Genomic DNA, 13,208 nt, shown 5'->3' with positions numbered 1-13,208 from the left:
CTTCGGCCGGATTGACGCGTTCCCACCTGCGGGGACGGAACACTCAGGCGAGGCCGGCGACGAGTTCGGCGAGCGGCTTGCGGCGGCCCGTGTAGAACGGGATCTCCTCGCGGGTGTGCAGCCGGGCGCTCGCGCCGCGCAGATGCCGCATCAGGTCGACGATGCGGTGCAGTTCGTCGGCCTCGAATGCCAGCATCCACTCGTAGTCGCCGAGCGCGAACGACGCCACCGTGTTGGCCCGGACGTCGGGGTACTCGCGCGCCATCTTGCCGTGCTCGGCGAGCATGGCGCGGCGCTCCTCGTCCGGCAGCAGGTACCACTCGTAGGACCGGACGAACGGGTACACGCACACGTAGTCGCGCGGCTCCTCGTCGGCGAGGAACGCCGGGATGTGGCTCTTGTTGAACTCGGCCGGGCGGTGCAGCGCCATCTGCGACCACACCGGCTCGCTGGCGCGGCCCAGGAACGTCCGGCGGAACCGGGTGTAGACGTCCTGGAGCTCGTCGGACGTGGGCGCGTGCCACCAGAACATGTAGTCGGCGTCGGCGCGCAGCCCGGCGAGGTCGTAGGCGCCGCGGGTGGTGACGTCCTTCTGGGCGGCCTGGTCGAGGACGTCCTGGACCTCGGCCACGTCGTGCCCGCCTACCGTGCCCGGTCTGGCGAGCCGGAAGACCGACCACATCGTGTAGCGGATGACGTCATTGAGTTCGCGTGCCTTCGGCTTGCCCGCCGGCTGCGTCATGGGGTGCTCCTTCTCGGGTGCGCAGGTCGTCCAGGATCCGGGCGGCGGCCGCGCGCGCCGAGGCGATGCACGCGGGGATGCCCAGGCCGTCGTAGGCGGCGCCCGCGACGGCGAGCCCCGGCTCTCCGGCGACCGCGGCCCGGATCTTGGCCACGCGGTCGGCGTGGCCCACGTTGTACTGGGGGAGGCCGCCACCCCACCGGGTCACCCGGCTCTCCACGGGCGGACCGGCGACGCCGCAGGTCGCGGCCAGCTCGGCCGTCGCGGCGGCGATCAGCTCGCCGTCGGTCCGCTGCAGCGTGCGCTCCTCGCCGAACCGGCCGATGGAGCAGCGCACCGCGATGATCCCGGCGTCGCGGTCGCGCAGGTGAGGCCATTTCACCGAGCTGAACGTGACGGCCTTGACGCCGCGTCCGCCGCGCTCCGGATCGCTCTCGACGGCCGGGACGAGGTAGCCGCTGCCCTTGGGGAGGCGCGGGAACGCGGAGGCCGGGCAGGCGAGCGTGACGATCGCCATGCTGGCGTACTCGATGCCGGCGAGCTCGCGGGCGGCGGCGGGGACGTCCGGCTTCAGGAGCCGGGACGCGGGCGCCGCCGGAACCGCGACGACGACGGCGTCGGCGTCCAGGTACTCGGGGTCGCGGGTGGGGCCGACGGTGAGCCGCCAGCCGCCGTCGCGGCGGCGCAGCTCGCGGACGGTCGCGCCGGTGCGGATCGTCGCCCCGGCGGCGGCGAGGTCGTCCGCGACCAGGTGCGGGAGGGCGCCGAGGCCGTCCGGCAGGGTGGCGAACACCGGTCCCGGGTTCGTGGGCGCGGCTTCCCGGACGCCCTGCACGGCGCCGATCAGCGACCGGTGGCCGCGGGCGGCGGCGGCGACGGCGGGCAGCGTCGAGTCGAACGACAGCAGTTCGGCGCGTCCCGCGTACACGCCGCCGAGCAGCGGCTCGACGAGCCGGTCGACGACCTCGCGGCCGACGCGGGCGCCGATGAACGCGGCGACGGAGACGTCGTCCCCGCGCGGCGTCTCCGGCAGGACGAGGTCGAGCGGGACGCGTGCCAGCCCCGCCGGGGACAGCACCTGGGACGCGGCCAGCGCCCGCAGATCGGACGGGACGCCCATCACCTGCCCGGACGGGATCTTCCGCAGCGCCCCCCGGCTGAGGATCGCCGAGGAGGTGGTGCCGGGGTTCACCAGGTCGTCGCCGCGGCCGAGGTCGCGGACCAGGTCGAGCCCCTCGGGACGGCGCGCGAGCATCGCCTCGGCGCCCTCGTCCACCGGGACGCCGGCGATCTCGCTGACCCGCAGCTTGCCGCCGATGCGCGGGGAGCCCTCCAGCACGGTCACGCGCACCCCGCCCTGGACGAGCAGGCGCGCGGCGGCGAGGCCCGCGATGCCGCCCCCGACGACGACGGCGTGGGACGTGGACATGCCCCCAGCCTCCCAGACGCCTCGCGGGACCGCGCACCGGGTCCGGCGCGGGCGGCGCGGACGCCGTGACGTCCGTGTGCCCTGTTCGTGCCCTGATCGCTACGCGTTCGCCGGAACTGTGACCTGCGCCATCTCCGTCCAAGGCCCATGCGGATCGTCAGGAATGTCAGGCAGGTCACGTACGCGATGGTCGTCCTGCTGCTCGCCGGGACGCTGGCCGCCTGCGGGGGCGGCGGCGACCACGGCGGGAGCGAGTCGAAGGCCGTGGACCAGGGGGGCGCGGGCGCGCCGGCGGCCACGAGCGGCACCCGCAACGGAGCGGACGGGACGGGCGGGAGGAACGGGGATCCCGGCGCCCGGAAGGGGCCGCAGGCGCCCCTCGACAGCGGGCGCGAGGTCGTCCACACGGCCCAGCTCCGGGTGCGGGCCGGGGACGTGGACGCCTCCGCCACGAAGGCCAAGCAGATGGTCGCGGCGGCGGGCGGCTACGTCGAGCGGGAGTCGAGTTCGAGCGAACCGGCCCGTTCCGAGATCGCCCTGAAGATCCCGTCCGCCCGGTACACGGAGCTGCTGAACCAGCTCAGCACGCAGCTCGGGACCAAGCTGTCGCTGTCCCAGGAGGCCGAGGACGTCACGGGCGAGGTCGCGGACGTCGAGGCCCGCGTCCGCTCCGCGGAGGCGACGCTCGTGTCGTTCCGCAAGCTGCTGGAACGGGCGAACTCCGTCAGCGAGATCATCAACGTCGAGCAGGAGATCGCGGAGCGGGAGTCCGACCTGGAGGCGCTCCAGGCGCGCGAGAAGTCGCTCAAGAACCGCACCCAGTACGCGACCGTGACGGTCACGCTGCAGAGCGAGCCCGCGGCGCCCAAGAAGGACGACGACGGCGGGTTCGTGGACGCGCTCGGCGACGGGTGGAGCGCGTTCGCCGCGTTCGTGACCGGCGCGGCCATCGTGCTGGCCTGGCTCCTGCCGTTCCTCGTCATGGCCGCGCTGATCGCCGTTCCCGTGCTGGCGTTCCGGCACCGCCTGCGCGAGCGGTTCGGACGCGGCCCGGGTCCGACGTCGCCCCGCAGGCCGGGCCCGCCGCCGCCCGGCCCGGAGAAGGCCGCCGTCGGCTCCGGCCCGTCCAGCGCATCTGGCCCGTCCAGCGCATCCGGTCCATCCGGCCCGTCAAGCCCGCCCGGCGCGTCAGGCGCGTCAGGCGCGGGATCGCCGAAGGGGCCGCCGCCGCCCGCCTAGGGCGTGTCCTCGGTGCTCGCCTCGTGGACGAGGTCCGCGAGGCGGGCCAGCACGTCCGGGTCCGTGGACGGCAGCACGCCGTGCCCCAGGTTGAAGATGTGGCCCTCGGCGGTGCGGCCGCGGGCGAGCACGTCCCGGGCCCGGCGCTCCACGGTCTCCCACGGGGCGAACAGAAGCGCCGGGTCGAGGTTGCCCTGCAGCGCCTTGCCGGGGTCGACGCGGCTGACGGCCTCGTCCAGCGGCACCCGCCAGTCGACTCCGACGACGTCCGCGCCCGCCTCGCCCATCGGGCCGAGCAGCTCGCCCGTCCCGACGCCGAAGTGGATGCGCGGGACGCCGAGCGGCTCGGTCTCGGCGAAGATGCGGCGGGTGTGCGGCAGCACGGACTCGCGGTAGTCCTGCGCGGCGACCGCGCCCACCCACGAGTCGAACAGCTGCACGGCGCTCGCCCCGGCCGCGACCTGCACCTTCAGGAACGCGATCGTGAGGTCGGCGAGCCGGGACATGAGGTCGGCCCACAGCTCGGGCTCGCCGTACATCATGGCCTTCGTGCGCTCGTGGTTCTTGGAGGGACCGCCCTCGATCAGGTACGAGGCGAGCGTGAACGGCCCCCCGGCGAACCCGATCAGCGGAGTGGAGCCGAGCTCTCCGACCAGGCCCTCGACGGCCTCGGTCACGTACGGGACGTCGTCCGGTTCGAGCGGGCGCAGCGCGTCCAGTCCGGCCGCGTCGCGGATCGGGTCGGCGATGACCGGGCCCACGCCCGGCTTGATGTCGAGGTCCACGCCGATGGCCTTGAGCGGCACCATGATGTCGCTGAAGAAGATCGCCGCGTCGACCGCGTACCGGCGCACCGGCTGCAGGGTGATCTCGACGATCATGTCGGGGCGGGCGCAGGACTCCAGCATCGGGACGCCGTCGCGCAGGCGCAGGTACTCCGGCAGCGAACGTCCGGCCTGCCGCATGAACCACACGGGCGTGTGCGGCACCGGACGACGGCGGCAGGCCAGCAGGAACGGACTCTCAGCGGGGCTCTCAGTCACGCTGCGATGGTGCCACGAAAAGGCGGGACCCCACGAAACGACGGTGAGAAAGCACGGGAACGGCCCCCGGAGCGGCACGAACTTCCGGACACGCCGAGCGAAGTCCCGCATTCTGTCACCGCCGCATGCGAACGTGATGCGTGTCATAGCCGAGGGAGGTCCCCCTTGTACTGTTCCACCTGCGGTGATGAACGCGTGTTCGAGCAGCCGCCGTGTCCGGACGGTCATGGTGCGGAGTGTCCCGAGCGGGCCTGCGTGGAGTGCGGAGCGGCCGTCCTGGTCGGTTCGCCGCTGACCGCGCCGGGCGCCACCGGGCTCCCCGCCGCCCCCGCTCCGGCTCTGGCCGCCCTGGCGTCAGGCTCGTCCGCCGTCCGCGCCGCCACCGTGCGGGCCGTCGCCTGAACGGCCCGGCCCCCGAAACGAAACCACCTGTGCTGTGCCTGTTTCCCCTCCGTGTTCCCCCGGCGCCGCCGCCGACGTCCCCGCCGGGCACGTCGCCGCGCGCGGCGGCCCATCGTCCCGATCCCGACATCGCCCACCTGAGATCCCACCCGGGATCCGACCCGCACCACGCCCCCGACCACTCCCCCGCGATCAGGCCGGTCCACCCATGAACCCACCTGCCTTCCAGCGGGCCCTCGACACGCTGCGTGAGATCCTCGACGGGCCCGGCGTCCGGCCGGAACTCGACCTTGAGGACATGCCCGCCCCGCAGAGCCTCGCGCCCTACGCGGCGGCCCTGTCCGGCAGCGTCTACCGCGACGACGACACCGAGGTGGCCATGGGCCGCCTCATCGTCCTGTACGACCCGGACGGCGAAAGCGGCTGGACGAACGGTTTCCGCGTCGTCGCCTACATCCGCGCCGACCTGGAGCCCGACATCGCCGCCGACGAGCTGATCGGCTCCGTCGCGTGGGACTGGCTGCTGGAGTCGCTGGAGCCCGCCGGGTACGCGGGCGTGTCCGGGACGATCACCCGCGCGGTGTCGGAGAGCTTCGGCGACAAGCGCGACGAGCCGTCCACGACCGAGCTGGAGCTGCGCGCGTCCTGGTCCCCGACGGGCGACGACCTCGCCCCGCACGTGGTGGCCTGGTGCGAGGTGATGTGCACGACGGCTGGGCTGCCGCCGGCCGGCGTCGCCGCGCTGCCTGACCGGCCGAACGGCGCAACCGGTTGAGCGACGTACGGTAGGGGACGTGAGCACAGCGTCCGAGACCGACGCGGCGGGAGTGCGCACGGGGGCAGGCAGCCTTCTTCGTCCGTCCGTGTCCCGGAAGCCTCGCACGGCTCGTCGGCCCGAAGATGAAAAAGGTTCAGTGGGAGTGTCCGAAACGCGCGCCACCGGTCCCGAGCGGGAGACCGGTGCTGAGACCACGGCCGCGACGCGGTCCGGGACCGTTCCAGAGCAGGCCGCGGCGCGGCCGTCCACCGAGGACGGTGACGGTCCCCCGCCCGTCCCGCTGCTGGAACCGCGCGAGGGCGTCCCGCCCGTCATCACCGACGACGCGGATCTGGAACGTGTCATCGCGGCGTTCGCCGCGGGCGCCGGGCCGGTCGCCGTCGACGCCGAGCGGGCGTCCGGCTACCGGTACGGGCAGCGCGCCTACCTGATCCAGCTGCGCCGCGCGGGCGCGGGCACGGCCCTGATCGACCCGATCTCGCTGCCCGACCTGTCCGGGCTCGACGCCGCGATCGCCGACGCCGAGCTCGTCCTGCACGCCGCCAACCAGGACCTGCCCTGCCTCGCCGAGGTCGGGCTCGTCCCGCGCCGGCTGTTCGACACCGAGCTGGCCGGGCGGCTGCTCGGCTACCCGCGCGTCGGGCTCGGGTCCATGGTCGAGAACGTGCTGGGCTTCCTGCTGGAGAAGGGGCACTCGGCGGCCGACTGGTCGACGCGCCCCCTCCCGGAGGACTGGCTCCGCTACGCCGCGCTGGACGTCGAGCTGCTGGTCGAGCTGCGCGACGCCCTGCACGACGAGCTGGAGGCCGCGGGCAAGCTGGAGTGGGCGCTGGAGGAGTTCGCCGCGATCCTGACGACGCCGCCGAAGCCGCCGCGGGCCGACCCGTGGCGCCGCACGTCCGGCATCCACCGGGTGCGGAACCGGCGGGCGCTCGCCACCGTCCGGGAGATCTGGGAGGCCCGCGACAAGATCGCCCGCGAGCGGGACCTGTCCCCTGGACGGGTCCTGCAGGACGCCGCGATCATCGAGCTGGCGCAGCGCGCCCCGCGCACGCCCGCCGAGCTGCAGGCGCTGCCGACGATGCGGGGACGCGGCGCCCGCCGGCACCAGTCCGCGTGGCTGCGCGCCGTCGCCCGCGCCCGCGAGCTCACCGACCGCGGGCTGCCCGAGCCGACCGTGCCCGGCGACGGCCCGCCGCCCGCGCACCGCTGGGCCGACCGCGACCCGGAGGCCGCCAAGCGCCTCACCGCCGCCCGCGCCGTCATCGCCGCCCTCGCCGACGAGCACTCCATGCCGTCGGAGAACCTCATGCAGCCCGACTCCGTCCGCCGGCTGGCCTGGACGCCGCCGCCCGAGGCGTCCGCCTCGGCGATCGCCGCCGCGCTCCGCGACCTCGGCGCCCGCCGCTGGCAGGTCGAGCTCACCGCGAAGTCCCTGGCCCGCGCGTTCCTCCGGCTGGAGCACAAAGGGGATCTCTGAGCCCTTGCCGGGGCCGGCCGCGCGACCCACACTGGCTTAGGTTAGGTTTGCCTAAAGTCGGCTGACCAGCCGGGATCCGGAGGAGCGCGGCGATGCTCGTGGGCAACTTCCTCATCGGGCTGCGCGAGGGCCTGGAGGCCGCCCTCGTCGTGAGCATCCTCATCGCCTATCTCGTCAGGACCGGCAACCGCCGCGCCCTCGTCCCCGTCTGGACGGGCGTCGCCGTCGCCGTCGCCCTCGCCGCCGGGTTCGGGATCGCGCTGAGCGCCGCGTCCTCGGAGATGCAGTTCAAGACGCAGGAGCTGTTCGGCGGGATCCTGTCGATCGTCGCGGTGGGGCTCGTCACCTGGATGGTCTTCTGGATGCGCAAGGCGGCCCGGTCGATCAAGGCGGAGCTGGAGGGCAGGCTGGAGGGCGCGCTGGACGTCGGGCCGCTCGCGCTCGCCGCCGTCGCGTTCATCGCCGTCGGGCGGGAGGGCCTGGAGACCGCGCTGTTCCTGTGGACGAACATCTCCAGCTCGTCCGGCGGGTCCACGCAGCCGATCATCGGCGCGCTGCTCGGCCTCGCCGTCGCCGTCGCGCTCGGCTACCTCCTCTACCGCGGCGGCCTCAGGCTCAACCTGAGCCGGTTCTTCACCTGGACGGGCGCGGCGCTCATCGTCGTCGCCGCGGGCGTGTTCGGCTACGGCTTCCACGACCTGCAGGAGGCCGAGGTGTTCCCCGGCCTGAACGCCGTCGCGCTGGAACCGCACGTGTTCTTCGCCAGGTTCGGCGAGGCGGGCGACTGGATGCAGACCGTCGTCCAGGGCGTCCTGAACGTCACACCGCAGATCACGTGGCTGCAGCTGGTCATGTGGGCCGCCTACCTGGTGCCGGTGATGGCGCTGTTCCTGCGCGGCGCGTCGCCGTCCGCGCCCGCGCGGCCCGCGACCACCGAGCCCGTCACCCCCTAGAGGTCGGGGAGGGGGTCCTCCGGGAGGCTGTCGCGGGCGAAGATCTCGGCGTCGGCCGCGTTGACGACGGCGACGTACTCGTCGTCCAGCTCGAACACCGCGCCCCCGAACTCGAACGACGCGCCCACGTTGGTCTCCACCGGCCCGATGCGGGTGCCGCGCGGATAGCTGCCCCAGACGGTCTTCGGCGTGCTGCGGCTCATCACGCCGGTGGAGATCACGGCGACCTGGTCGTCGGTGACGACGAAGAGGAAGCCCGCGCCGCCGCCGTACGACGTCGCGGGGAAGATGTAGCGGAGCTCGCCGTCGATCCCGAGGAACTCCCGGCATCGCTCACGGAGCGGGCGTGGCACCGGCACGGCTGTGAGACACCTCCCCCAGGCGAGACAGCGTCGGCGCCCCAATCATGCACCCGTCCGCCACGGCGTTCCAGGGTCAGGCCGCGGCCAGGGCGGTGGTCGGCGGCAGCCGCGCCGCGCGCATCGCCGGGTACAGGCCCGCGGCCGTGCCGATCGCGAGCGTCGCGGCGAGCGCGCCGCCGAGCGCCCACACGGGGACCACCGGCGGCCAGCCCTTCCACCAGGCGAACCCCGCGGTCACCGCCGCGCCGAGGACGACCCCGACGGCGCCGCCGAACGCCGACAGCAGCAGCGATTCGGCCAGGAACTGCGTCCTGACCTGCCCGCGCGTCGCGCCGAGCGAGCGGCGCAGCCCGATCTCGCGGCGCCGCTCCAGCACCGAGATCACCATCGTGTTCGCGACGCCGACCCCGCCGACGAGCAGCGCGACCGCGCCGAGCCCGAGCAGCAGCCCGGTGAACGCGCCGGTCGCGGCCGCCTTCGCCGCCAGCGCGTCCGAGGGGCGGCTGATCTCGACCTCCTCGGGACGCTCCGGGTTGACCGTCCGGGCCAGGACGGCCCCGACGTCGTCGACGGCGGCGTCGGCCGACCGCTCGTAGATCGTCGTCGGATGCCCGTCGAAGCCCAGGTGGCGGCGCGCCGCGTCCCAGCCGACGAGCGCGGACCGGTCGATCTCCGGCGCCAGCTCCGCGGGCCGCAGCACGCCGAGGACGACGAACCACCGCCCGCCGATCCACACCTGGCCGCCCGCCCGGTCCAGGCCGAGCCGCCGCGCCGCCTCCGCGCCGAGCACGACGCCCGGATAGCGGGCCGTGGCGGCGTTGAGCCAGCGTCCGCTCGCCGTCGCCACGTCGAGGGCGCCGAGCAGGTCCGTCGTCGCGGCCTGCACGGAGATGCCCTGCGTGACCTCGTCCGGGATGCGGTCGGTGCGGCGGACGGTCGCGTCCACCGAGCCCGTCGCGCCGACCGCCGTGACCGGCCCGATCCGCCGCACCATCTCCGGCGCCGCCTCGGGCAACGCGGCCTTGTCGCCGAACAGCGTGTCGCCCGGCTTCGCCGTCAGCAGGTTCGTGCCGAGCCGGTCGAGCCGCCGCAGCAGGTCCTCCTTCCCGGACGCCGAGATCCCGATGACCGCGACCATCGTGGCGATCCCGATCGCGATGCCGAGCGCCGACAGCACGACCCGCGCCGGACGCGCCCGCAGCCCGCCGAGCCCCACGCGCAGCACGTCCCCCGGCCCGAGCCGCGCCGGTTCCAGCCCCGCCCTCATCGCTCACCCACCCCCGTACCGAACACTCCCGCGCCAGACGCCCCTGCGCCCGGCGCTCCCGTGGCGGGCGCTCCTGTGGCGGGCGCTCCTGTGGCGGGCGCTCCCGTGGCGGGTGTTCGCTCGTCGGCCACGATCAGGCCGTCCCGCATGCGCACCCGGCGCCGTGTGCCGGACGCCACGTCCAGGTCGTGCGTGATGATCGCGACGGTGGTGCCTGCGCGGTTCAGCTCGTCCAGCAGCGCCAGCACCTCGGCGCCCGCCGCCGAGTCGAGGTTGCCGGTCGGCTCGTCCGCCAGCAGCAGGCCGGGCTCTCCCACCACCGCCCGCGCCACCGCGACCCGCTGCTGCTCGCCGCCGGACAGCTGGTGCGGCCGGTGGCCGGTCCGGTGCCCGAGCCCGACCCGTCCGAGGGCCGCCCGCGCGCGCTCCCTGCGCTCCCCGCGCCCGGCCCCGCCGTAGAGGAGCCCGTCGGCGACGTTGTCGAGCGCGCTCACCCCCGCGGCCAGGTGGAACTGCTGGAACACGAACCCGATGCGGCGCGCCCGCAGCGCCGACAGCGCCCGGTCGCTGAGCCCCGCCACCTCGTGCCCCGCGACCCGCACGCTGCCCCTGGTCGGACGGTCCAGCGTCCCGATCATGTGCAGGAGCGTCGACTTCCCCGACCCCGATGGCCCGACGATCGCGGTCAGCTCCCCCGCCTCGATCACCAGGTCCACGTCCCGCAGCGCCGTGACGCCGCCGCCGTACTCCTTGGCCACCCCGGCCAGTTCCACGATGTTCGTCATTCGGCGGGCACCCCGACCTTCACGCCTTCGGCGATGCCGTTCCCGGCGACCTCGACCCGGCCGCCGCCGAACGCCCCGGCGTCGACGGGCACGAGCCGCCGCCGCCCGCCGTCCACGACCTCGACGCCGAAGCCGCCCCCGCGCAGCGCCAGCAACGCCTCCACCGGCACCGACAGGACGCCTTTCCGCCGCTCGCTCTCCAGCTCGACGCTGACCGGCGCCTCGTCGAACCGTCCCGTCCCGGCGCTTCCGAGCGCGATGTCGACGCCGATCGTGGTCTTCTTGTCCTGCCCCTCCCCGGTGCTCTCCGCGACCTCACTGATGCCGCTGATCGTCCCCGCGACCTTGGCGCCGCCCGGCAATTCCACGGAGACCTTCGCGCCTTTCCGCGCGAGGTCCTGCTTGTCCGCGTCCAGGTCGACATGGACGACCCGCCGCGTTCCGGCCACCGTCAGGACGGGCTGCCCCTTCGCCGTCTGCTTCCCTTCCGGGGCCTTGACCTCCCGTACCTGCACGGGCCCGTCCAGAAAGGCGACCTGCGCGCCGTCGACCATTCCGGTCTGCTCAAGGCCGCGGTCGTCCTGCCATTCCTTGACGGCCGCCTCGGTCGCCCCGGTGAACTCCTCGTCCACGGTCATGGCGCCGTATCCGAGAGAGCGCAGGTTCCGTTCGAGCTGCCGCACGTCCTTGCCGGAGTCGCCATTCTTGAGCACCCGGTACATGGGGCTGCCGCCGTACATGAGCGTGAGGGGCTCGCCCGCGACCTTCAGCAGCGTCCCGCCCCGTTTGACCGTCGCGCCCTCCTCGGGCGCCCACGTCACGACACCGGACGCGCCCGTCCACACCTCTCGGACGTCGCCGTAGGTGAGCTTCCCGTCGACCGTCTCGGTGTCCACGAGATCGCCCCGGCCGACCGCGACGGTCCGCAGCGGCGCCTCGTGCCCGGTCTCCGCCTCGTCGCCGTCCGCCGACCAGGCGAGCACGCTCCCCCCGCCGGCCACCACCACGACCGCGACGCCGCCCGCGACAATGCCGCGCCTCACTTCCGGACTCCCGGAAGGCTGCCCTTGCACGCCTCACGCGCCTTTTCCGCCGCGCCCTGGTCGATGCCCCCGGACGGCATTTTGATCTGCCCGTCCGGCCCCGGATCGGGCACATTCACGCCGTGCTCGCGCATGCACTGCGCGAATTTGACGAACTGGTCCCGCACCTTCGGGTCTTTCATGTCGGGGAGCTTCCCGCCCGCCTCCAGCCACGACCGGCATTTCTCCAGAGCCGCCCCCAGCTTCTTCCGGTCGCTCCCTTTGCCCAGCCGCATCGACTCCGCGTCCCCGGCGCCGGGATCGGGAACGTCCACCCCGTTCTCCCGCATGCACTGCGCGAACTTCAACTGCGCGTCCTCCGGCGAAAGCGACTTCCCGGACGACGGCGAAGCCGACGCCCGAGCCGCCCCCGACCCGCCCGCGCTGGCCACCCCGCCCCCGCCATCGCTCCCACACCCGGCAAGCCCGACCACGACGACCACCGCGATCACCACGCCCCGAACCCGATGCCCCATCACTCCCTCTCCGCCGAGGCCACACACCCCGGACGAAGAACACACCACCAACCAGAGGGTTAAACCCGCATTAACCGTGCAGCCTCCGCCGGAATCGGATCACGTCGGGAGACATCGACAAGGAGCCCTCTCACCAGCAAAAACGTCCGGGTGAGTCGCGGCGAGTCGGACCGGATCGAGCCTCATTGGCTCCCGGCCCTGGCTCCCGTGGCTCCCCGGACGAGAGAGGAGGCGCTCATGTCCCTAGAGATCACCGAACACACGATGACCGTCGTCCTGAAGGGCGAAACCATCGCCACCGCCACCCGCACAGACTGCGGCTGGCACGTCACCACCAGCCCCCGCCCACTCGACCGAAACTCCGCAATCACAGCCTTGATGCTCACCGAACGACTCATCACCCACGGCGAGGACGACCCCTGCGTGATCGAGTGGCGAAGGGAGTTGTCCCGTGACTGACCGGCTCATCAGAATCACAACCGCGCTTGCCGTGGTGGCGGTAGCCGCCGTCGCAGCCGTCATCTCGTACCGCCACGCCTACGAACTCGTCCACTCGCACGGCGAGACGGGTCCGACCGCACGCCTCGTCCCGTTCACGGTGGACGGCCTCATCTGGGCAGCGTCCATGGTGATGCTGGACGCCAGCCGCCGAAAGCAACCCGCACCACCCTTGGCCATGTGGAGCCTCGCCGTGGGCATCGTGGCAACGGTCGGCGCCAACGTGGCACACGGCGCGTCCCACGGCGTCATAGGCGCGATAGTCAGCGCATGGCCAGCACTCGCCCTCGTGGGGAGCTTCGAACTCCTGATGACCCTCACTCGCAGCGCTGCACGTGGTGGCCTCATCGAGGACGAGGAACACACCGCGCCGGAACATCCTCGCACCGAAGTGGAGCAGACGCCGGAACAGGCAGTCTTGGACGAGTACAGAGCGAGCTTGCAGGGCCCTGGCCGTCCGGTCTCCCAGCGCCACCTCGCCGAGAAGTACGGCATCGACCGCCGCAAGATAAAACAGATCATCACCAACGTGGAGGAACCCGCCTCAGAGTGAATAGCAAGGAAGCCCCAGTCACGTCCCAACTCGGGCTGTGGCTGGGGCTTCTACGTGCCGCCAACGCCCACTTGATCGTGCTTGGCCTGGCCCGAGATCGGACTCAAACCACCGGCCAA

General features: G+C 73.4%; 15 protein-coding genes. 7 read left to right on the top strand and 8 right to left on the bottom strand.

Going from position 1 to position 13,208, the window contains the following annotated elements; all coding sequences use genetic code 11:
* Positions 1 to 43: 43 nt before the first annotated feature.
* Together hemQ and hemG are read right to left on the bottom strand one after the other, a co-directional pair.
* A complete protein-coding gene (hemQ, locus tag ACH34T_RS41985; RefSeq protein ID WP_396026599.1) occupies positions 44 to 742 on the bottom strand; it encodes a hydrogen peroxide-dependent heme synthase in 699 nt (232 codons plus the stop codon).
* Positions 699 to 2,171 (bottom strand): protoporphyrinogen oxidase, encoded by a 1,473-nt coding sequence (gene hemG, locus ACH34T_RS41980; protein WP_396026598.1) that lies wholly within the window; start codon positions 2,169 to 2,171, stop codon positions 699 to 701. The genes hemQ and hemG overlap by 44 nt, the downstream gene beginning before the upstream one ends.
* 147 nt (positions 2,172 to 2,318) lie before the next feature.
* Here hemG and ACH34T_RS41975 point away from each other — a divergent pair, with 147 nt between their 5' ends.
* Positions 2,319 to 3,410 (top strand): DUF4349 domain-containing protein, encoded by a 1,092-nt coding sequence (locus tag ACH34T_RS41975; protein ID WP_396026597.1) that lies wholly within the window; start codon positions 2,319 to 2,321, stop codon positions 3,408 to 3,410.
* On the opposite strand, the gene hemE is transcribed toward ACH34T_RS41975, so the two are convergent.
* A complete protein-coding gene (gene hemE, locus ACH34T_RS41970) occupies positions 3,407 to 4,423 on the bottom strand; it encodes a uroporphyrinogen decarboxylase (RefSeq protein ID WP_396026614.1) in 1,017 nt (338 codons plus the stop codon). The two genes, ACH34T_RS41975 and hemE, sit on opposite strands and share 4 nt — an antisense overlap.
* A gap of 195 nt (positions 4,424 to 4,618) precedes the next feature.
* Here hemE and ACH34T_RS41965 point away from each other — a divergent pair, with 195 nt between their 5' ends.
* From ACH34T_RS41965 to efeU, 4 genes are all read left to right on the top strand, one after another.
* Entirely contained in the window at positions 4,619 to 4,855 is a 237-nt protein-coding gene (locus tag ACH34T_RS41965) for a hypothetical protein (protein ID WP_396026596.1), read from the top strand.
* Positions 4,856 to 5,063: 208 nt separating this feature from the next.
* Positions 5,064 to 5,630 carry a DUF3000 domain-containing protein gene (locus ACH34T_RS41960; protein WP_396026595.1) on the top strand — a complete coding sequence of 189 codons (567 nt, stop codon included), beginning with the start codon at positions 5,064 to 5,066 and terminating at the stop codon, positions 5,628 to 5,630.
* Between the two features lie 283 nt (positions 5,631 to 5,913).
* The gene (locus ACH34T_RS41955; RefSeq protein ID WP_396026613.1) at positions 5,914 to 7,113 is read left to right on the top strand and encodes an HRDC domain-containing protein; all 1,200 of its coding nucleotides are present in this window, start codon (positions 5,914 to 5,916) and stop codon (positions 7,111 to 7,113) included.
* 92 nt (positions 7,114 to 7,205) lie between these two features.
* Positions 7,206 to 8,066, top strand: a complete 861-nt coding sequence (gene efeU, locus ACH34T_RS41950) for an iron uptake transporter permease EfeU (RefSeq protein ID WP_396026594.1) — start codon at positions 7,206 to 7,208, stop codon at positions 8,064 to 8,066.
* Here efeU and ACH34T_RS41945 read toward each other — a convergent pair.
* The 5 genes from ACH34T_RS41945 to ACH34T_RS41925 all read right to left on the bottom strand — a co-directional run bounded on the left by ACH34T_RS41945 (position 8,063) and on the right by ACH34T_RS41925 (position 12,038).
* Positions 8,063 to 8,425 carry a hypothetical protein gene (locus tag ACH34T_RS41945; RefSeq protein ID WP_396026593.1) on the bottom strand — a complete coding sequence of 121 codons (363 nt, stop codon included), beginning with the start codon at positions 8,423 to 8,425 and terminating at the stop codon, positions 8,063 to 8,065. The genes efeU and ACH34T_RS41945 overlap by 4 nt on opposite strands.
* Before the next feature lie 76 nt (positions 8,426 to 8,501).
* Positions 8,502 to 9,695: an ABC transporter permease gene (locus ACH34T_RS41940; RefSeq protein WP_396026592.1), complete on the bottom strand. Its 1,194-nt coding sequence runs from the start codon at positions 9,693 to 9,695 to the stop codon at positions 8,502 to 8,504.
* Entirely contained in the window at positions 9,692 to 10,480 is a 789-nt protein-coding gene (locus ACH34T_RS41935) for an ABC transporter ATP-binding protein (RefSeq protein WP_396026591.1), read from the bottom strand. Before ACH34T_RS41935 ends, ACH34T_RS41940 begins: the two co-directional genes overlap by 4 nt.
* Positions 10,477 to 11,523, bottom strand: coding sequence for a peptidoglycan-binding protein (locus ACH34T_RS41930; protein WP_396026590.1), 1,047 nt, complete (start codon positions 11,521 to 11,523; stop codon positions 10,477 to 10,479). The genes ACH34T_RS41935 and ACH34T_RS41930 overlap by 4 nt, the downstream gene beginning before the upstream one ends.
* On the bottom strand, positions 11,520 to 12,038 hold the full coding sequence (locus tag ACH34T_RS41925) for a hypothetical protein (RefSeq protein WP_396026589.1): 519 nt from the start codon (positions 12,036 to 12,038) through the stop codon (positions 11,520 to 11,522). Before ACH34T_RS41925 ends, ACH34T_RS41930 begins: the two co-directional genes overlap by 4 nt.
* A 237-nt stretch (positions 12,039 to 12,275) precedes the next feature.
* On the opposite strand from ACH34T_RS41925, the gene ACH34T_RS41920 reads away from it, so the two are divergent.
* On the top strand, positions 12,276 to 12,497 hold the full coding sequence (locus ACH34T_RS41920) for a hypothetical protein (protein WP_396026588.1): 222 nt from the start codon (positions 12,276 to 12,278) through the stop codon (positions 12,495 to 12,497).
* Complete coding sequence (locus ACH34T_RS41915) at positions 12,490 to 13,089, top strand: DUF2637 domain-containing protein (RefSeq protein ID WP_396026587.1); 600 nt, start codon at positions 12,490 to 12,492, stop codon at positions 13,087 to 13,089. The genes ACH34T_RS41920 and ACH34T_RS41915 overlap by 8 nt, the downstream gene beginning before the upstream one ends.
* The last annotated feature ends 119 nt before the right edge of the window (positions 13,090 to 13,208 follow it).

It is taken from the genome of Actinomadura sp. 9N215 (assembly GCF_044326345.1).
Lineage (GTDB): Bacteria > Actinomycetota > Actinomycetes > Streptosporangiales > Streptosporangiaceae > Spirillospora.
The sequence above is the reverse complement of the archived record's forward strand: the minus strand, read 5'-3'. Positions and strand labels throughout refer to the sequence as shown.

Bases quoted from the DNA above. Each gene is read 5' to 3' on its own strand.
- hemQ (WP_396026599.1), bottom strand. From the start codon at position 742: ATGACGCAGCCGGCGGGCAAGCCGAAGGCACGCGAACTCAATGACGTC.
- hemG (WP_396026598.1), bottom strand. From the start codon at position 2,171: ATGTCCACGTCCCACGCCGTCGTCGTCGGGGGCGGCATCGCGGGCCTC.
- ACH34T_RS41975 (WP_396026597.1), top strand. From the start codon at position 2,319: ATGCGGATCGTCAGGAATGTCAGGCAGGTCACGTACGCGATGGTCGTC.
- ACH34T_RS41960 (WP_396026595.1), top strand. From the start codon at position 5,064: ATGAACCCACCTGCCTTCCAGCGGGCCCTCGACACGCTGCGTGAGATC.
- efeU (WP_396026594.1), top strand. From the start codon at position 7,206: ATGCTCGTGGGCAACTTCCTCATCGGGCTGCGCGAGGGCCTGGAGGCC.
- ACH34T_RS41940 (WP_396026592.1), bottom strand. From the start codon at position 9,695: ATGAGGGCGGGGCTGGAACCGGCGCGGCTCGGGCCGGGGGACGTGCTG.
- ACH34T_RS41935 (WP_396026591.1), bottom strand. From the start codon at position 10,480: ATGACGAACATCGTGGAACTGGCCGGGGTGGCCAAGGAGTACGGCGGC.
- ACH34T_RS41925 (WP_396026589.1), bottom strand. From the start codon at position 12,038: ATGGGGCATCGGGTTCGGGGCGTGGTGATCGCGGTGGTCGTCGTGGTC.
- ACH34T_RS41920 (WP_396026588.1), top strand. From the start codon at position 12,276: ATGTCCCTAGAGATCACCGAACACACGATGACCGTCGTCCTGAAGGGC.